18 protein-coding genes are annotated in these 18,045 nt (G+C 65.1%); 9 read left to right on the top strand and 9 right to left on the bottom strand.

Annotation, left to right across the window (positions count from 1 at the left end):
* Window positions 1-11: 11 nt before the first annotated feature.
* The 3 genes from lnt to EAX62_RS10665 are packed head-to-tail and all read left to right on the top strand — an operon-like array spanning window position 12 to window position 2,930.
* Complete coding sequence (gene lnt / locus EAX62_RS10675; RefSeq protein WP_147454086.1) at window positions 12-1,583, top strand: apolipoprotein N-acyltransferase; 1,572 nt, start codon at window positions 12-14, stop codon at window positions 1,581-1,583.
* Entirely contained in the window at window positions 1,580-2,377 is a 798-nt protein-coding gene (locus EAX62_RS10670) for a polyprenol monophosphomannose synthase (RefSeq protein ID WP_121901627.1), read from the top strand. The genes lnt and EAX62_RS10670 overlap by 4 nt, the downstream gene beginning before the upstream one ends.
* On the top strand, window positions 2,370-2,930 hold the full coding sequence (locus EAX62_RS10665; protein ID WP_121901626.1) for an FxsA family protein: 561 nt from the start codon (window positions 2,370-2,372) through the stop codon (window positions 2,928-2,930). Before EAX62_RS10670 ends, EAX62_RS10665 begins: the two co-directional genes overlap by 8 nt.
* Before the next feature lie 55 nt (window positions 2,931-2,985).
* Here EAX62_RS10665 and EAX62_RS10660 read toward each other — a convergent pair whose 3' ends face one another.
* Together EAX62_RS10660 and EAX62_RS10655 are read right to left on the bottom strand one after the other, a co-directional pair.
* Window positions 2,986-3,327: an RNA polymerase-binding protein RbpA gene (locus EAX62_RS10660; RefSeq protein ID WP_121901625.1), complete on the bottom strand. Its 342-nt coding sequence runs from the start codon at window positions 3,325-3,327 to the stop codon at window positions 2,986-2,988.
* 50 nt (window positions 3,328-3,377) lie between these two features.
* On the bottom strand, window positions 3,378-4,169 hold the full coding sequence (locus EAX62_RS10655) for a glycerophosphodiester phosphodiesterase (RefSeq protein ID WP_121901624.1): 792 nt from the start codon (window positions 4,167-4,169) through the stop codon (window positions 3,378-3,380).
* Window positions 4,170-4,271: 102 nt separating this feature from the next.
* On the opposite strand from EAX62_RS10655, the gene pdxY reads away from it, so the two are divergent.
* Complete coding sequence (gene pdxY, locus EAX62_RS10650) at window positions 4,272-5,126, top strand: pyridoxal kinase PdxY (RefSeq protein ID WP_121901623.1); 855 nt, start codon at window positions 4,272-4,274, stop codon at window positions 5,124-5,126.
* A 9-nt stretch (window positions 5,127-5,135) separates the two neighbouring features.
* Here the strand turns inward: pdxY and EAX62_RS10645 are convergent, their stop codons facing one another.
* Window positions 5,136-6,677 (bottom strand): helix-turn-helix domain-containing protein, encoded by a 1,542-nt coding sequence (locus EAX62_RS10645; RefSeq protein ID WP_121901622.1) that lies wholly within the window; start codon window positions 6,675-6,677, stop codon window positions 5,136-5,138.
* A 91-nt stretch (window positions 6,678-6,768) separates the two neighbouring features.
* Here EAX62_RS10645 and lpdA point away from each other — a divergent pair, with 91 nt between their 5' ends.
* Window positions 6,769-8,169, top strand: coding sequence for a dihydrolipoyl dehydrogenase (gene lpdA, locus EAX62_RS10640; protein ID WP_121901621.1), 1,401 nt, complete (start codon window positions 6,769-6,771; stop codon window positions 8,167-8,169).
* A gap of 73 nt (window positions 8,170-8,242) precedes the next feature.
* Here the strand turns inward: lpdA and EAX62_RS10635 are convergent, their stop codons facing one another.
* Window positions 8,243-9,142, bottom strand: coding sequence for a LysR family transcriptional regulator (locus EAX62_RS10635; RefSeq protein WP_121901620.1), 900 nt, complete (start codon window positions 9,140-9,142; stop codon window positions 8,243-8,245).
* Between the two features lie 69 nt (window positions 9,143-9,211).
* Here EAX62_RS10635 and EAX62_RS10630 point away from each other — a divergent pair, with 69 nt between their 5' ends.
* The gene (locus tag EAX62_RS10630) at window positions 9,212-10,246 is read left to right on the top strand and encodes a YeiH family protein (protein WP_121901619.1); all 1,035 of its coding nucleotides are present in this window, start codon (window positions 9,212-9,214) and stop codon (window positions 10,244-10,246) included.
* A gap of 87 nt (window positions 10,247-10,333) precedes the next feature.
* On the opposite strand, the gene EAX62_RS16910 is transcribed toward EAX62_RS10630, so the two are convergent.
* The 3 genes from EAX62_RS16910 to EAX62_RS10620 all read right to left on the bottom strand — a co-directional run bounded on the left by EAX62_RS16910 (window position 10,334) and on the right by EAX62_RS10620 (window position 12,305).
* Window positions 10,334-10,480 carry a hypothetical protein gene (locus EAX62_RS16910; protein ID WP_199711232.1) on the bottom strand — a complete coding sequence of 49 codons (147 nt, stop codon included), beginning with the start codon at window positions 10,478-10,480 and terminating at the stop codon, window positions 10,334-10,336.
* Between the two features lie 189 nt (window positions 10,481-10,669).
* Entirely contained in the window at window positions 10,670-10,900 is a 231-nt protein-coding gene (locus EAX62_RS10625; protein WP_121901618.1) for a hexameric tyrosine-coordinated heme protein, read from the bottom strand.
* A 136-nt stretch (window positions 10,901-11,036) separates the two neighbouring features.
* Window positions 11,037-12,305 carry a GNAT family N-acetyltransferase gene (locus EAX62_RS10620; protein ID WP_121901617.1) on the bottom strand — a complete coding sequence of 423 codons (1,269 nt, stop codon included), beginning with the start codon at window positions 12,303-12,305 and terminating at the stop codon, window positions 11,037-11,039.
* Between the two features lie 88 nt (window positions 12,306-12,393).
* Here EAX62_RS10620 and EAX62_RS10615 point away from each other — a divergent pair, with 88 nt between their 5' ends.
* A complete protein-coding gene (locus EAX62_RS10615; RefSeq protein ID WP_121901616.1) occupies window positions 12,394-12,948 on the top strand; it encodes a DUF2231 domain-containing protein in 555 nt (184 codons plus the stop codon).
* Window positions 12,949-12,953: 5 nt separating this feature from the next.
* On the top strand, window positions 12,954-15,350 hold the full coding sequence (locus EAX62_RS10610) for an ATP-dependent DNA ligase (RefSeq protein ID WP_199711231.1): 2,397 nt from the start codon (window positions 12,954-12,956) through the stop codon (window positions 15,348-15,350).
* 180 nt (window positions 15,351-15,530) lie between these two features.
* Here EAX62_RS10610 and EAX62_RS10605 read toward each other — a convergent pair whose 3' ends face one another.
* Entirely contained in the window at window positions 15,531-15,716 is a 186-nt protein-coding gene (locus tag EAX62_RS10605; RefSeq protein ID WP_121901615.1) for a hypothetical protein, read from the bottom strand.
* A gap of 333 nt (window positions 15,717-16,049) precedes the next feature.
* Window positions 16,050-16,322 carry a hypothetical protein gene (locus tag EAX62_RS10600; protein ID WP_121901614.1) on the bottom strand — a complete coding sequence of 91 codons (273 nt, stop codon included), beginning with the start codon at window positions 16,320-16,322 and terminating at the stop codon, window positions 16,050-16,052.
* 334 nt (window positions 16,323-16,656) lie between these two features.
* Here EAX62_RS10600 and EAX62_RS10595 point away from each other — a divergent pair, with 334 nt between their 5' ends.
* Window positions 16,657-17,994, top strand: a complete 1,338-nt coding sequence (locus EAX62_RS10595) for an MFS transporter (protein WP_121901613.1) — start codon at window positions 16,657-16,659, stop codon at window positions 17,992-17,994.
* Window positions 17,995-18,045: the final 51 nt, after the last annotated feature.

The following is an 18,045-nucleotide window of genomic DNA, read 5'->3' as shown; positions in this document are numbered from 1 at the left end:
CCCTGACTATCGTGCACCCCCTGTCCCGCGAACGCCTCCCTCGCGCTCTCTCGCTCGTCCTCGCGGTGTTCACCGGACTGCTGCTGGGAGCCGGGTACGCCCCGATGGGCATCTGGCCCGCCACCATCGTCGGCGTCGGGCTGTTCACCTGGTTGGTGGCGGGGCGCACCCCGTGGCGCGCCGCGGGCCTGGGTGCCGTTGCAGGGTTGGCCATGAACTCCCTCACGATCCACTGGATCGGTGTCCTCGGCGTTCCGGTGGCGATTGCTCTCGTGGCGTTCATGTCGCTGTGGAGCGCCCTGTTGGGAGCCATGGTGGCGCTGCTCACCCGGTTGCGGCTGTGGGTGCTGTGGGTACCGTGCGCGTGGGTGGCCGTGGAACTGGCGGGCGGGCGGGTGCCGTTCGGCGGGTTCCCCTGGATACGCCTGGCCTACACCACGGTCGACCAACCGCTGTCCGGCTGGCTCCCGTGGGTGGGGTCGGCGGGTGTGTCGTTCCTTCTGGCGCTCGTGGCGCAGCTCGGTCTGGAGGCCGTGCGCTCCCGTCGCAACCGATTGCGCACCCTCGTGGCTGCGGTGGCCCTGGTGGTGGTGGGTGGGTCCCTGAAGTGGCTGCCGCAGGCCTCCCCGGAGCAGCAGGTGACCATCGGAGTGGTGCAGGGCAACGTCAACCGGTACCTGCACGGCACTCCCTATTACGCGGCATCCGTCACCGACAACATGCTCAGCGAAACCGTCTTCCTGCTCGCCTCCCAGCGCGCCACAGGGGCCGCTGCCCTGGATTTCATCGTGTGGCCGGAGAACGCCACAGACGTCGATCCACTTCGTCACCCGGCCATCCGCCAGCTCGTGGACACCTCAGTGGCACTCGCGGGAGTCCCGATCTTCGTGGGTGCCGTCATGGATGGTCCGGAGCCGGACACCCGGCAGACGTCGAGCATCTGGTGGACCCCGGACACGGGCCCGGGGGACCGCTACGACAAGCGCAACCTCGTGCCGTTCGGCGAGTACATTCCCTTCCGCGATGTCCTCCTGCCACGCCTGCCCGTATTGGAGCAGATCGGCCGGCAGTCCATTGCGGGTATCGGGCCGGGTGTGGTGGCAGCCCCCACGGCGGACCACACGTTCCTGCGCGTCGGCGATGTCATCTGTTTCGAGCTGGCCTGGGACGACACGGTCTATGACACCGTCCTGGCCGGGGCCGACATCATCGTGACGCAGAGCAACACCAACACCTACGGCGGAACGTTCGAGGTGCCGCAGCAGCTGGCACTCAACAGGGTCAGAGCCATGGAGCTTGGGAGGGAAGTGGTGGTGTCCACGCTGAACTCACTGACGGGCCTCGTGGACGCGTCAGGAACCTTCCACGATTCCACTGCGGAATTCACTGCCGCACACCGGACGTTCACTGTGCCGCTGCGCACCAACATCAACATGGCTGTGCGTCTCAACCCCTGGCTGGGATGGGCGCTGGCAGTCGTGGGGGTCGGCGCCACCCTGTGGGCCGGGTTGCGGAGGAGAACGTCGGGAGCCTCGGATAGACTGCCGCGACAGTCCTCGGCATCGATTGGAAGTACGCCATGACGCACTACCCGCCCCTCGGCAAGGTGTTGGTGATCATCCCCACCTACAACGAGTCCCAGAACATCGAGAGCATCACGGGCAGGCTCCGCAAGGCCGTGCCGGAGGCCGACATCCTGGTGGCGGACGACAACTCCCCGGACGGCACCGGCGACATCGTCGACCGCCTGGTGGCAGCTGACAGCCATATCCACGTCCTGCACCGCAGGGGCAAGGAGGGGTTGGGGGCCGCCTACCTGGCAGGGTTCCACTGGGGCCTCGACAAGGGCTACGGCGTCCTCGTCGAACACGACGCAGATGGATCGCACCAGCCCGAACAGCTCCCGTTGCTCCTGGAGGCGCTGAAGACCGCCGACATGGTCAAGGGATCGCGCTGGGTGAAGGGCGGGAAGGTCGTCAACTGGCCGAAGTCGCGGGAGGTGCTGTCCAAGGGCGGTAACCTCTGGACGCGGATGTGGCTGGGAATCCCTCTCAAGGATGCCACCGGCGGGTTCAACGCCTTCCGTGCGGAGACCCTCAAGGGCATGGGTCTCGACGAGGTGGCCTCCGCGGGATACTGCTTCCAGGTGGACCTGGCATGGCGTGCCCTCAAGACCGGCCACAAGGTGGTTGAGGTGCCCATCGAGTTCGTCGAACGAGAGTTCGGGGACTCCAAGATGAGCAATAACATCGTCATCGAGGCCATGATCCGTACGGCGCTGTGGGGTGTTGAGTACCGCAGTGGGCAGGTCAAGAACTTTGTCCGCCGGCTCACGGGGCGCGGTGAGCGTGAAGGACTTCCCCCCACCGATGCCTGAGACCCCGGGAGGCCGATGGCCCCGGCGCAGCGTCCCTGCGCTGGCGCTGTCGGGGTTCTTCCTTTTCATTCTTGCGGAGGTGGCCCTTCTGGTGTGGGTCTCCACCCAGATCGGTTGGTGGACGCTTGTCGCCCTCATGGTCTCCACAGTGGTGGGCGCCTACCTGCTGCAGCGGGAGTGGCGCAAGGCCTGGAAAGAGCTGGGCGAGTCACTGAAGACAGGCAGCCTGCCGCCGGGGCGCACCGCGGACGCGGTGCTGGTGCTGCTGGGCGGTTTCATGCTCATCATGCCCGGCTTCATCACCGATGTTCTGGGGTTGCTGCTGCTACTGCCCTTCACACGGCCCGGTGTGCGCTCGTTCCTTGGCTGGTGGGTCACCCGCGCTGTGCCGCGGGACGGCGCCATGCCCCGCAACATGGTGATCCAGGGCGAGGTCGTGGAAGGCGAAGTGGTGGAAGGTGAGGTGGTGGAGCCTGGATCAGGTCCGGAGGGCGGCACCGTTCCCGGAATCAGCCCCCACAACGTGGACGACGAGGGCCACCAGGGACCATGACGGTCCTGGCATCCCTCGTCATCTTGTTCAGGTGCGCCGGGGTCTCCCCGGAGCGTCAGTAAATCTCGTCGGAGTCCCGCAACTTGTCGAGCTGCTCCGCGAGGATGTCCTCCAGTTCGGGGATGGATCGCCGCTCCCGCAGCATGTCCCAGTGTGTCCGCACCGGCTTGGTCTTCTTCTCCTCGCCGACGGATCCGTCGGAGCGCACGGCCACGGAACCGCACTTCTTGCACTCCCATTCCGTGGGAAGATCGGCCTCGCGAGCGAACGCCACCTCGAAGTGATGTCCCTTGGGGCAGTCGAACGCCACGTACTGGCGTTCGGCAAACTCGATACCCTGCTCGTCCTCAAAGCTCTTGGCGCCCAGTCCGACGCCGCGCAATGCACGGTCAGCCATTGTTGCCTCCTTGCTTTTCTCGGTCCATGTATCAACGAACGGTGGGGGACTCAGGTTCCCTGCCGAGTAGACCACATCCCACGTGTGCGGAGAACGACTTTCAACAGATCCGGGCGATCAGTGACGATCCCGTCGACCCCCCAGTCGATGAGGCGGTGCATGGTTTCCGCATCATCAATGGTCCACACGTGAATCCTACGTCCCGCCCCGTGCACGGCCTTGATGGTCCGGGGTGTGACAAGGCGTAGGGTCACAGGCCCCACCCGGTGGGTGATTGGCACCTGGAACGCCACGTCCTGACCTGACCGGTTGGGGCGGACGACACCAACGCCCATGGCCATGACCTCGTCGGTGGTGGCGGACGTCGCTGTCCCGGGGACCAGCTTCCGGAAGCGCTTGAGGCGCGAGCGGGAAAACGACCCGACGAGGACCCGGGCTGTGGCGGCGTGTCGCGTCACGGCTTCGGCCAGCAGCGGAACTGCCGCGTCAGCCTTCAGGTCAATGTTGAATCGGGCGTCGGGGAACGCCTCGAGGAGTTCGTCGAGGCTGGGGATCAGTTCGCGTCCGCCCACCCGGACCTCTCGCACCTCGTCGAATGACATGTCGGCGATGCGTCCGGTGGTGTCGGTGACACGGCTGAGGTCAGGGTCGTGGAATGCGACCAGTCGCGCATCGCGCGTGGCGTGCACGTCAGTCTCCAGGTACCGGTAGCCCAACTGGACGGCGTTGGAGAATGCCTGGAGCGTGTTCTCGATGCCGAGGTTGCTCGCCAACAACGACCCGCCTCGGTGCGCCAGAGCAATGAACCCGGGCGCCAGATACCCGCCCGGCTGCATCGACATGCGGCCATTATGCCGTCACAACAGCAGCGCCGAACAGATCTCCACCCCTCGACGATGGCCGGCTGTGGACAGCAGCTCCGGTGGTGCACGACAATTCGGGTCATGCACACTGTCCTGTCGATCCAGTCCGCCGTCGCCTATGGGCACGCCGGGAACTCTTCCGCCGTGTTCCCCATGCAACGCTCAGGGGTCAACGTGTGGCCGGTGTACACCGTGAACTTCTCCAACCACACCGGCTATGAGACGTGGCGCGGCCCGATGATCGACGCGCAGGACGTGGCCTCGGTCATTCAGGGGGTGGACGAGCGGGGGGTGCTCCCACAGGTGTCGGCGGTGCTGTCCGGATACCAGGGGTCGGCCGACATGGGGCAGGTGATCCTTGACGCAGCAGCCCTCGTCAAGAAGCGCAACCCCGCGGCGCTGTTCTGCGCCGACCCGGTCCTGGGCGATGTGGGGCGCGGTTTCTACGCCCGGCCCGGGATTCCCGAGTTCATGCGCGACCACGTGGTCCAGGCCGCCGACATTCTCACGCCCAACCTTTTCGAACTGCAGTACCTGACGGGGCGGACCACCGGGACGGTGGGCGATGTTCTGGCCGCCGCCGAGGAACTCCGCGCCCGCGGCCCACGCATCGTTCTGGTCACCTCCGTGGTGGCCGACGACATGGTCCCCGACCCCATGCGGATGCTGGCAGTCGGGGAGAACGAGGCGTGGCTGGTGGAGACTCCGCTCATCGACCGCACCTTCACCGGCTCAGGGGACCTCACCACCGCCATGTTCCTCACGCACTGGCTGAAGACCGGGGACCTTGCGGAGTCCCTGTCACAGACGGCTTCCATCGTCTACTCGATCCTGGAACAGACCGCCACCTCGGGTGTCACGGAACTGCAGTTGGTGGCTGCTCAGGACAACATCGTGAACCCGACCCACACGTTCAAGGCCATACGGCTGTCCTGAGGGACACCCTCAGTCGGCGTTCGGCTCGCCCCAGAACACGTTGATGTTGGCACCCAACGCGTTCAGCCGCTGGGGAAGGTCCTCGTAGCCACGGTTGATGACGTAGACGTCCAGCAGGTTCGTGGTGCCGCGGGAGGCCATGGCCGCCAGCAGCAGACACACCGCGGGCCGCAGGGCCGGCGGGCACTCGATGTTGCGTCCGCGCCACCGGGTGGGCCCGATGATCAGCAGCCGGTGCGCGTCCATGAGCTGCACGTTGGCGCCGAAATCGGCCAGCTTCTTCAGGTGAATGGCGCGGTTGTCGTACACCCAGTCATAGATGACGGACTGTCCCTCGGCCGTGGCACAGATGACCGCGAAGAACGGCAGGTTGTCAATGTTGAGCCCGGGGAAGGGCATGGGGTGGATCTTGTCCAACGGTGCCACGAGCTTCGACGGCTTGACGGTCACGTCCACGAGTCGCGTGCACCCGTTGTTGCTGGTGTACTCCGCAGACATCTCCATCTGCTGGCCCATCTCCTCCAGCACGGCGATCTCCACCTCCAGGAACTCGATGGGGCAACGCCGCACCGTGATCTCCGAGTTGGTGACGATGCCCGCCGTCAGGAGACTCATCGCCTCGATGGGGTCCTCGGAGATGAAGTACTCGACGTCCACGTCGATGTTCTTGACTCCCTCGACACGCAGGGTGGTGGTCCCGATGCCCTCGATCCTGACACCGAGCTTCTGCAGGAAGAAGCAGAGGTCCTGCACCATGTAGTTGCCTGAGGCGTTGCGCAGCACGGACACACCCTCCGTGCGGGCCGCTGCCATCAGGGCATTCTCCGTGACGGTGTCCCCACGCTCCACAAGGGTGATGTGGCGTTCGCTCAGGGTGCACTTGTCGACGCTGGCCTGGTACTGGCCGTCGGTGGCCTCGACCCCGAGGCCGAAGCGTCGCAACGCCGACATGTGGGGGTGCACGGTGCGTGCGCCGAGGTCACAGCCACCCGCGTAGGGGAGCTCGAAGGTGTCGAAGTCGTGCATCAGGGGCCCCAGGAACATCAGGATGCTGCGCGTGCGCCGGGCCGCCCTCTGGTTGATGGTCGCCGGGGTCAGCACCTCCGGCCGACGGATCTCGAGATCCTGGCTGCGGTCGCCGATCCATTTCATCGTCACACCGATGGAGGTCAGGACCTCACAGATGCGGTCCACCTCCTCGATGCGGGCGATGCCACGCAGCACCGTGGTGCCCCGGTTCAGGAGGCTGGCGCACAACAGGGCCACGGCTGCGTTCTTCGACGTGCGCACGGCGATGTCGCCGGACAGCTTCGTGGGACCGGTGATCTGGAAGTTGAGCTTGCCCTCGGTCGCGGTGTGGATCAGAGGCATGTCCAGGGCGTCGGCGAGGCGGTCGATCATGCTGAGCGACAGGTTCTGCTGGCCGTTCTCGATCCGGTGCACCGCACTCTGTGCCGTGCCGAGTTCGTCTGCCAGCCTCTGCTGGGACCAACCTCGGGCAACGCGCCCGTCGCGAATCATCGTGCCAATGGCCTGGCTTGTGGTGCTCATCTCTCCAACATATCTCATACCTGAGATAAAGCCCGGTGGCTCTTTGGGTCCTGAGTGTCGCCTGCTCTGGAGCGGGTCTAAGGTGTTGTGCATGACCCACGACTATGACGTTGTTGTACTCGGTGCCGGGCCCGGCGGATACGTGGCGGCCATCCGCGCTGCCCAGCTAGGCCTCACAACCGCCATCATCGAGAAGAAGTATTGGGGAGGTGTTTGCCTCAACGTCGGCTGCATTCCCACGAAGTCCTTGCTCCGCAACGCCGAAGTCGCGCAGATCTTCCATGACCAGGCTGACACGTTCGGTATCAGCGGCGAGGTGACGTTTGACTACGGCAAGGCGTACCAGCGCAGCCGCTCCGTCTCCGAGCGGATGATCAAGGGCGTCCACTACTTGATGAAGAAGAACAAGATCAAGGAGTTCAACGGGTGGGGGACCTTCGTCGACGCCAACACCATCGAGGTCGAGGGTGACGACGGCGCCAAGAAGAAGGTCACGTTCACCAACGCCATCATCTCGGCGGGCGCCACAACCCGCATGCTTCCCGGCACGAAGGTATCCAAGAATGTGGTGACGTACGAGGAGCAGATCCTCGAGGAAAGCCTGCCCGGCTCCATCATCATCGGCGGCTCCGGAGCCATCGGCACCGAGTTCGCGTTCGTCATGCGCAACTACGGCGTGGACGTCACCATTGTGGAATTCCTGGACCGTATGGTTCCCACGGAGGACGCCGAGATCTCCGCGGAACTTGCAAAGGTCTACAGGAAGATGGGTGTCAAGGTCATGACCTCCACGAAGGTGGAGGCCATCGAGGACATCGGCTCCGGCGTGAAGGTCACCGTGAGCCCCGCCAAGGGTGGGGATCCCCAGGTGCTCGAGGCCGACCGTTTCATGTCAGCCATCGGCTTCGCTCCGCGACTCACCGGATACGGCCTGGAGAACATCGGGGTGGAGACCACCGAGCGTGGCGCCATCGCCATCGACGACTTCATGCACACCAACGTCGAGAACATCTACGCCATCGGCGACTGCACCGGCAAACTCATGCTGGCGCACACCGCCGAAGCCCAGGGGGTGGTGGCGGCCGAAACGATCGCCGGGGCCGAGACCCAGCCCATCAACTACGACATGATCCCGCGCGCAACGTACTGCCAGCCCCAGATTGCCTCGTTCGGCTACACCGAGCAGCAGGCCAAGGACAAGGGCTATGAGGTCAAGGTCTCCAAGTTCCCGTTCGCCGCCAATGGCAAGGCGTGGGGGCTGGGGGAGGGTATCGGTTTCGTGAAGATCGTCGCCGACAGCCGCTACAACGAAATCCTCGGTGCCCACATGATCGGCCCAGACGTCACCGAGCTGCTGCCCGAGCTGACACTGGCGCAAGCGTACGACCTGACCACTGAGGAGATCGGCCGCAACATCCACGCGCACCCGACCCTGTCCGAGGCGATCAAGGAGGCAGCCGAGGGTATCGGCGGCCACATGATCAACTACTGAGCACCACCAGAACGGCTTTCCTCGGCACGGCGAGGAAAGCCGTTCTGCGTTGGTGAGGCGCCGGCCTGACGATTCACCGGCCCATGCCCTCATCGGTGCGCAACATTGCCACGAACGCCTCGGCAAGGTGCCCCAGAGGGATGTCGCGCCTCCACACGGCCCGCAACTCCCGTTCCAGGGGGCGTCCGGACAACGGGACCCGGAGCAGGCGGCCATCGGCGATGGCTCCGCGCGCCGCCAGAGCACTGACCACGGCGGGGCCGCCACCTGCAGCGGCCGCGGAGAGGACAGCCGCGTTGCTGGGAAGTTCCAGCGCTGACGGGGTGCAGGGGAGACCTTCGAGTGCCTGTTCCAAGGTTTCGCGTGTCCCTGACCCCGGTTCCCTCACCACCAGCGATGTTGCTGCCACATCCTGGATGCGAATGGAGCGACGCTTGCTCCACGGGTGGCCCGGCGCCACCACCACCACCAGTCGATCGCGCCCGATGGAAACAGATTCCAGCATCGCGGGCACGGAGGGCGACTCCACAAGACCGAGTTCCGTCTCACCGGAAGCCACCAGTGCGGCCACGTGTGCCGAGTTGTGGACCTCGAGACGTGCCACCACATCCTCATGAAGCGTCCGGAACGCGGCCAACCAGCGCGGTGCCAGGTATTCCGCGATGGTCTGGGATGCAGCGAGCAGGAGCTGTGTGCTGGTCCGGGCATGCAACGCCGCCACACCCGCCTGCCACTGGGTGGCCTGATCCAGGAGCTGGTTTGACCACTCCGCCACCAACTCGCCCGCCTTCGTGAGACGCGATCCCGTGTGGCTCCTCACCATCAGTTGCTGGTCAAGCTGTCCCTCCAAGCGTGACAGGCGGCGCGAGGCCTCGGGTTGTGAGAGTCCGAGTTCTCGCGCGGCCGCCGACAACGAGCCGAGTTGGTCGGAGCGGACGAGGAGCTCCAGATCTGCGAGAAGAGGCCAGGTCATACCAGTATTGTATGACCCTCATGCAGCACACGCATGACCGGATCATGACGACCCGGAGAGAATGGGGGCATGTCGAAGGCCATGAAGAATGAAGCCACGGGCGTCGAGGGAGTTCATGCCCCCACACGCCTCACAGCCCTGTACCCGGGCCTGCTGCTCTGCATCGGTGGCGGAGCAGCAGCCGTGCTGGCGAACCAATTCGTACCCACGGTCAGCGCCCTGCTGTTCGCCATCGTTCTCGGTACGATCATCGGCAACATGTGGCGCGTCCCGGCGGTGATGGCGCCCGGCGTGGCTGTGGCAGGCAAGCGAATACTTCGGGTGGGCATCGTGCTGCTCGGTCTACAACTGGTCCTCGGTGACCTTCTGGAACTCGGCCTCGGCATGGTGGCCGTGGCGGCTGTTGTGGTCACCGTCGGGATCATCGGCACGGTGATTCTTGGCCGTGCCATGGGGATCCCCTCACAGCAGCGCCTGCTCATCGCCTGCGGCTTCTCCATCTGCGGTGCGGCAGCCGTGGCGGCCTGCGACGGGGTCCTGGAGGCCGACGACGAGGACGTCGCCACCGGCATCGCACTCGTGGTCCTGTTCGGGACCATCATGATCCCCGTGCTGCCCCTGCTGGTTGCCGTCATGCACCTCGGCCCTGAAATGGGTGGGCTCTGGGCCGGAGCCAGTATTCACGAGGTGGCCCAGGTGGTGGCTGCCGCCGGCGTCATCGGCGGGGGGGCACTCAAGGGCGCAGTGATCGTCAAACTGACCCGCGTGCTCATGCTGGCACCGGTCATGGCAGTGCTGGGAATCATGCAGCGCCGCCTGTCCACCGGGGGGACCACCATCAAACGTCCACCACTGGTGCCATTGTTCGTGGTGGGGTTCCTCGCCATGGTGGCCGTGGCTTCGCTCCACCTCCTTCCCACCCCCGCACTCGACGCCGCCAAGCTCTTGCAGACGGCCTTTCTCGCGATCGCCATGTTCGCTCTCGGCCTCGGTGTGCGGATCAAGAGCCTCATCAAGGTCGGCCCCAAGCCGCTGGTGCTCGGCGCAGTCTCCACCGTGCTGGTGACCGGTGTGGCACTGGCCGGGGTGACCCTCGCGGCCTGACCGTTTCCACGTCAATGGACAAGAACAAAAAAGGTGCCGGTGGGAGAAATCCCACCGGCACCCTCTTCTATTGCGTGTTGTCGTGAACTACCAGACCCGACGGCGGCTGCCGCCGATCGGGACGAGGTTGAGGATGAGACCGATGACGACCAGGGCGATGCCGATGGTCCACAGGATGCTCAGGCTCTTCACGAGAAGGCCGATGATGATCAGGATGACTCCGAGAGTGATCATGATTTCTCCATTTCTGCCCGCTCAACGGGCGATTGCATTTTCAACAACCTAGACAGTAGCGCTCGCGGGGTGCGAATTCTTGAGAAAGGAGACCCGACACGCCCATGGCGCTGCACCTGTTCACGACCGTGAAGAATTGTCGCCGGCGGGTCCACCCCAGAGGGGGTGGCGGACTGCGGAAAAGTCTGATCAGACGCCGCGCCAGTAGTCATTGGCGGCAGCCACGGTCTGGAAGTTCAACGCGACAACGTGCGATGCCGCGGTGAGACCGTCGGCATCGTTGGCGTATTCCGGGCGGAGGCGCTTCAGGACCTCCATGTCCGGCTGGGTGTACTTGACGCCCATGCGGGACAGCTTGATGGCGAGCTCGAAACCCTCTTGCGGTGTTGGCGTCGTCAATGTGGCCAACCAGGCGTCCATGACGGTTCTCCTTCCCGTCAGTGGGCGGGTCATTTCCCAGCCCACAACTGATCCTTGCGAGGAATATTCATTGTGTCACCGTGGGGCGTGAACTTTCCAGCGTTTCCGGCCCCCGAGAAGGGACGGCGACAGGCGGTCAGAAGCGGGCCAGGTTGACGGGAGGAAGATCAGTGGCGAACACTCGCGAGAACGCACGGATGGCATCGGGATCACCCGTCACGCGACCGGCGAGTGCCAGCGTCTCCGCCGTGCGATCACCGAGCCACAGGGTAGCCAGCGCATCAACGCCCAGAGTGATTGCAGGCGTCGCATCGGAGCGTTCCACCGTGCCGCGGCCACCGTCGGCGCGCAGGCGCCATGTGCCCTCACACCAGCCGAGGGGGTCAATCACCCTGAACGTGACGTCGCCGTCAGCGTCGAAACCGCGCTGACGGGTGGCGACCGCAAGGTCGAGCAGTCGCAGCCACACGGCATCGTCACCGCCCGTGACCTTCACGGACCACGGATCCTTCAGCGCGAGCGGCAACGGGTCTCCGGGATGTGAGCTGCCGTAGGTGAGCCGCTCCACGAGGTCGATGCTGGCCAGGCAACGCCAGAGTGCGCGGTCGACGGAGGGATGGGGCGAACACACCTGCACCACTTCGGCCGTCACCGGGGAGCTCTCCCACCCCTTGTGCTTGAAGATCGCGAATCCGTCGGGCACACCGTCGGCGTCGAAGTGCACGGCGGCACGCAGGCTTCGGGAAGGTCCCTCGTCGGCGCGGTCCCAGGCGCCGGTGTGCAGCAGGTAGTGTCCGTGCACCCGGCCGTGGGCCCCGCGGTAGCGGCTCTGGTGAGCCAGCGTGATGCGATCGAAGTGTGGCTGTAGAAACAACGGGTGCACGAACTCGATGTGCCCCTCAGCCACGTCGACGTCGTCCCGGACGTGGAACCGTGCGGTGTCGATGGAGAGGTCCATTTGCCGGGTTGCGACACCGAAGCCGTATCTGCCGTAGATGGTCGCCTCGCTGGCGGACAACACGGCGCACCCCAGGCCACGGTCGCGGGCGTCACCCATATGGAGCCGCATCATTTCGGTGAGGAGCCCGCGCCGTCGATGGCTGGGACTCACGGCGATGGTGTTGATGACAAGGCAGTCGACGATGCCGGCGCCCGCGTTGAGCGTGAAGGGTGCGCTCGCGAACGCGCCGACGGGTTGGCGTCCGGCCAGACCGGGGCCCACAGTGGTGACCATGCCCAGGGTCGCGCGGTCCCGCCTGCGATGTGTCCGGTATGTCTCCACGGAGGCGTCGGCGGAGCGACGGTCGAGGAAGCCGAAATCGAAGATGTCGAGGTAGGCGGCCCAGCGGGGGTCCTCGTCGGGGGTGTCAAGGGGCAGGACCTCATAGCGATAGGGCTCGTGCATGACCTCAGCCTATTCCCGGCTTGCGCCAATTCCCGTCGTGCAGGGAGGGAGGAAGGCATGATGGCTGGACGAGCACAAGGGGGAGAACATGCCGAGGTATCGCATCGTCACCGACACACTGGCCGCGTTGTCGAGAAAACCACTGGTGGAGAAGCTGGCCCGCGTCCTGGACCCAGTGGCGGATGACTTGGAGAGTCATCGCGAGATGTACGACACACTGACGGGGGAGTCACTGACGGGGCATCCCATCCACCCCGCGCTGGTCCATTTCCCGATTGGAATCACGATGGGTGCCGCGGCGCTCGAGATCGTGGGGCTGGGACGCTTCACGGCCGCCACCACGGTGCTCTCGGGCATCACTGTCGCCACAGCGCTCCCGACGGCTGTCACGGGCCTCGCGGAATGGACGAGGGGCCGCCCCGACACGCGCCAACGACACGTGGGTGCACTACATGCCATGGCGGCGTCGGCGGGTACCACCCTGTCGCTCCTGTCCTTCGTGCTGCGTCTGATGCGGGCGCACGGGGCAGCGCGGATATTCCTGTTCGGTGCGGCAGGCGCCTACGGTGTGGCGGGCTTCATTGGTGGTGACCTCGTCTACGGCCGGGACCTGGCCCAGGACGGCGACGAGGAGGCGGTCTGATCCGCGTGGGCTCTGCATCAACGTCCTCCCAGGTGGAGGTGGACGGCCACCGAGTGAAGGTCACCAACCTTGACAAGGTGCTCTATCCATCAACGCGGACCACGAAGGGCGAGGTCATCGCGTACTACCACCATGTGGCGCCGTGGATGCTTCCTTATGTCACGGGCCGGCCGGCCACACGCAAGCGCTGGCCCAACGGCGTCGGCGACGGCCCTGAACCGAGCGGCGCCTTCTTCCACAAGGGGTTGGATCCACGCTCGACACCCGACTGGGTTCACACAGCGGTGCTGGAACACGACGACGGACCCAAAACCTACCCTCTCATCGACGACGCGGCCACGCTGGTGTGGCTCGCCCAATTGGCGTCATTGGAGATGCACGTGCCGCAGTGGCGTTTCACTGCTGACGGGACACCTGCCAATCCTGACCGGCTCGTCCTCGATCTCGATCCCGGTCCCGGCGCCACCATGGATCAGTGCGTGGAACTCGCCCATCTCATCCGGGAAGTGCTCGACGGCATCGGTATGGCAAGCGTCCCCGTCACCTCCGGGAGCAAGGGCATTCACCTGTATGCACCGCTCGACGGCACGTTGACGAGCGATGCTGCGTCGGAACTGGCGCGTCAGTTGGCGCGCTCCTTGGAGGGGATGCGGCCGGACCTGGTGGTCAGCGACATGAAGAAGGCGGTCCGTGAGGGGAAGGTGTTGCTGGACTGGAGCCAGAACAACGGCAGCAAGACCACTATTGCGCCGTACTCCCTGCGCGGACGGTCCCACCCCACGGTGGCCGCCCCCCGAATGTGGGACGAAATCGTGCAGGGGCTCCAGCAACTGGAGTTCACCGACGTCCTGCAACGCCTTCAGGACCACGGCGACCCCATGGCCGGTGTACTGGGCGGGGACGATCGCCTCATCACCTACCGATCGATGCGCGATGCCAATGTCACCCCCGAACCAGTCCCAGAGGCCCGCCCACGCGGGGGAGGCGGTCATCAGTTCGTCATACAGGAGCACCACGCCCGCCGGTTGCACCATGACTTCCGCCTCGAGCGCGACGGCGTCCTGGTGTCGTGGGCGCTGCCCAAGGGGCCACCCACGGACCCTGGCAAGAACCACCTGGCCGTGCAGACCGAGGACCACCCCATGGAGTACGCCACCTTCGCTGGTGACATCCCCAAGGGCCAGTACGGCGGCGGTCACGTCGACATCTGGGATTCAGGCACCTATGTGGAGCACAAGTGGCGCGACGGCAAGGAGGTGATCGCGACACTTCAGGGCCAGCCCGACGGGGGGTTGGGCGGCGAGCCGCACAAGTTCGCACTCATTCACACCGCGCTGGGCGGGGACAAGAAGAACTGGCTGATCCACCTCATGGACCCGGACCCGGACCCGGGGCATCCTGCGGAAGAACGACCCAAGGCGGACACCCCCGAAGGGGCCGCACCGGGTGTAGACGCACCTGACGTCAATGTCCCCGTCGCCCCCTCCATCGCACCCATGATGGCGACAGCGGGGCGACCCGAGGACGTGGGCACGGGGGAGTGGCACTTCGAGATCAAGTGGGACGGCTACCGCGCCATCGCGGTCGTCCAGAAGGGCGCCCTGCGGCTCACCAGCCGCGGCGGACTCGATCTGACCTCTGCCTACCCCGAACTGAGCGAACTCGTGGACACGCTGGCAGGCCACGATGCGGTGATCGATGGGGAAGTGGTGGTGCTGGACGAGCAGGGGCGCTCGAGCTTCGAGCTTCTCCAGAACCACGGTCGGCAGGGCGGCGCCCACTACATGGCGTTCGATGTGCTGTGGCTCGACGGCACATCCCTCCTGGACGTCCCGTGGGTGCATCGCCGGGCGTTGCTGGAGCAGTTGATCACCCCGGAACACCCCCACATCCATGTGCCACCAGCACTGGGTACCAACCGGGACGCCGCCATCGCAATGTCGCAGGACCTGGGCCTGGAGGGCGTGGTGGCCAAGAGGGCGCAGAGCCGCTACGAAGCTGGCCGTCGCTCGTCCTCGTGGGTGAAACTCAAGAACGTCCGCACCCAGGAGGTGGTGGTGATCGGATGGTCGAGTGGCAACAGTGCCCGCTCGGCAACGCTGGGCTCGGTGCTCCTCGCAGTCCACGAGGACGGGGAATTGCGCTACGTGGGCAAAGCGGGCAGCGGATTCAGCGACGAGGCGCTGGCCCGGGCGCGGGCGGTGCTGGAGGGCATCGAGACGGACTGCCCGCCCGTTGATGATGTTCCCAAGGTCGACGCACGGGGCGCCCGTTGGGTGGAGCCGCTGCTGGTCGGCGAGGTCACCTTCGCTGAATGGACTGCCTCCGGGCGCCTGCGCCAACCAGTGTGGCGCGGCTGGCGGCCGGACAGGATGGCTGAGGACGTCGTCCGCGAGCAGTGAGGATGCGTGAACTGTTCTTGGGGGCCTCACGCCTCGTCACGGCCCTCATCGCCGCTTCCATCGTTGTCCGATAAGCAACATTATGTCACTTTGAACAGATGGCCGTGTGGATGGATCCTCCATCACTCCTCCACCGAGGATGATCGTGCCAATGGATTCGCGCACGAACATGCGTGGCAGTCACGTGGTTGTCTTCCAATACCGCGTTCCCACGGCAAAAAGCACCACGAGGACGCCCATGATGGAAACCATCCACAGGGTTCCCTGACCGGGTGAATTGAACAGACCAGGAATGAGCAGAATCAGAACAGCACCCGATAAAGCCAATCCAATGATTGACGCGAGAAACAAGCTGTTCTTCTTCATGAGCACCTCCAGCGCAACTGTTCAGACTGGCAATAACGCGCTACAGCACGCCACTATTAATCACTGAACGATACTTCGAAGCTAACATCTGTGAGCACGCAAAACAAGGCAGCACTGTGTCCTTCCCAGCTATTTCTGCCGAGGAGAAGTCATTTGCCGATCATTGTGCCGAACCGGGTTCAACCTCTCGCGTCCCGTCCACCAACGGAGACAACCGGTCAACTCCAAGGGTTTCCACTCGTCGTCCGTTCGGGGAGAATCCTTGGGGGTGGAGTCTGGCATGGTGAGCCTGCGTCACCGCAACCGGCCCCGCGCTGCCCGCTCGCCGCATCATCAGTCCCGCAGGGCCTCGATACGGTCAACACCATCCGGGTACGCGGCCAGCAGGTCTCCCAATTCGATGCGCTCCGGCAGGTCGCTGGCATCCTGATGGGTGAGTAGGTACTTGATGGTGGCCCGAGCCGTCGCTTCATCGTCGCCCAACCGGCCGGCACTGTCGTCACCCGCGTGGTCGAGGTCGATCGTGACGGAGGTGTTCCCGTCCAGCGACACCACGCGGACAAGGTACTCACCGTCACCCTGCGAAACGATCTCGAATGTGTCCATCCTCAACTCCTCCGCTGGCTCATCCACCTGGTGGCCGAAAGCCCCACCACCAGCACGATCCGCCACCGCAGTGACACTCGATGCCACCAAACTACCCCTCCCGCTCGCTTGACGACCAGAGCCCGGGGCCCACAGTGAATACCGCTGCCCGTTCGTTGCAGTCGTGTCGGGTCGGCGGGGCCGATGGATGGCGCCTGTGTGTCAGGCGGGGGTTCTCCGGCTCCGGAGTAGTCTCCAGAGGCTGTCGGCCCGGAGGACGGGGCCGGGAGCCCCCGACATGTGAGGGCCGGCTCGGCGGGGCCCCGTGGTGAAGAACGTGAGAAGGAGGTCCAGCATGCAGCGTGACGAACGGGTGACGAGTCCACACGGGTCGAGAACCGCACAGCCCTCCGGGGCCGGCCTTCGACAAGCCCTGGCGTCCTTGAAGAACAACCGTCAGTTCCGACTGTTGTGGGTGTCCAACCTGTTCTTCTTCGGCGGAGTCTGGACACAAACCCTGGTCCTTGCCTGGTTGGCGTACGAGACCACCGGATCACCGATGCTCGTCGCAGTGTTCGGGGCGGTTCGCCTCTCTCCCCTGCTGCTCGGACCCTTCGCTGGTGTATTCGCCGACCGCCACAACCGGGTCCGCCTACTGCTTTTCGCTGGTTCGTGGGCTGTGCTCGCCGTCGGCCTCGTTGCAACGCTGTCCTCCCTGGACCTGCTGCCGTACTGGGTGCTGCTGCTGGGCGGGCTGGCGATCGGACTGTCCCAGTCCCCCTCGCAACCTGCACGGGCCTCACTGGTGTTCGAGTTGGTGACCCGGGAAAACCTCAGCAACGCCAACGCCCTGAACTCGATGGCGATCAACATGACCCAGGTCATCGGTCCCGCCCTCGGTGGGGCCATGATCAGTCTGGTCGGCGCCCCGTCAGCACTGTGGATCTCCACAGCCTGGTACGCAGTCTCGGTCATGATGCTTCTCCCCCTGCGCGGCCACCGGCAAACGATCCACGCCCGGACCGGCTCGGCATTCGCGATGGTCAGCAGTGGGCTCCGCTCCATCGCATCCAACCCGCTCGCCTCCGCGACACTGCTGATCACCCTGGCTGCGAACACGTTCCTGTGGCCCATCTACCAGTCGTTCATGCCGGTTTTCGCCAAGGAATCCCTCAACCTCGACGCCGCGGGCCTCGGCTGGCTTCTCGCCTGCAGCGGATTCGGAGGCCTGATCGGTTCGGTCATCATCGCGTCGCTGGGCGACTTCCGGTTCAAAGGTGCCCTGTTCGTCATGGGAACTGCGATCTGGGGGATTCTCTGGGCAGGTTTCGCACTCTCCCACACCATCGTGTGGTCCTACATCCTGATGGGCGCCATCGGGCTGATGAGTGCGGCTTTCGGTGTGCTGCAGACCACTTTGGTCCTCATGACCACCGAGCCACCGCTGCATGGGCGCGCACTCGGCCTGCAGGAACTCGCCATCGGTATCCAGCCCATTTCCTCGCTGGCACTGGGGGTTGCTGCTGAGCTACTGGGAATCGGGGCCACGACGTTCTTCAGTGCCGCGCTGCTCGTCGTGGCGGTGCTCATGATCGGCACGCGGGGATCCCGCCTTGTCCGCTACCGCGGCGTCGAGACCGGTGCCACGGGAGTCGAACCCAGTACCGATGGCCAACGCAACGTCACCGCATGAGGACTGCCTTCCACACATCGGCTTCTGTCGCGGCCATCGCCACCGAGGTGA

It is taken from the genome of Tessaracoccus antarcticus (assembly GCF_003688855.1).
GTDB lineage: Bacteria > Actinomycetota > Actinomycetes > Propionibacteriales > Propionibacteriaceae > Arachnia > Arachnia antarctica.
Note: the sequence above shows the minus strand (reverse complement) of the source record. Positions and strands in the feature narration are given on the sequence as shown.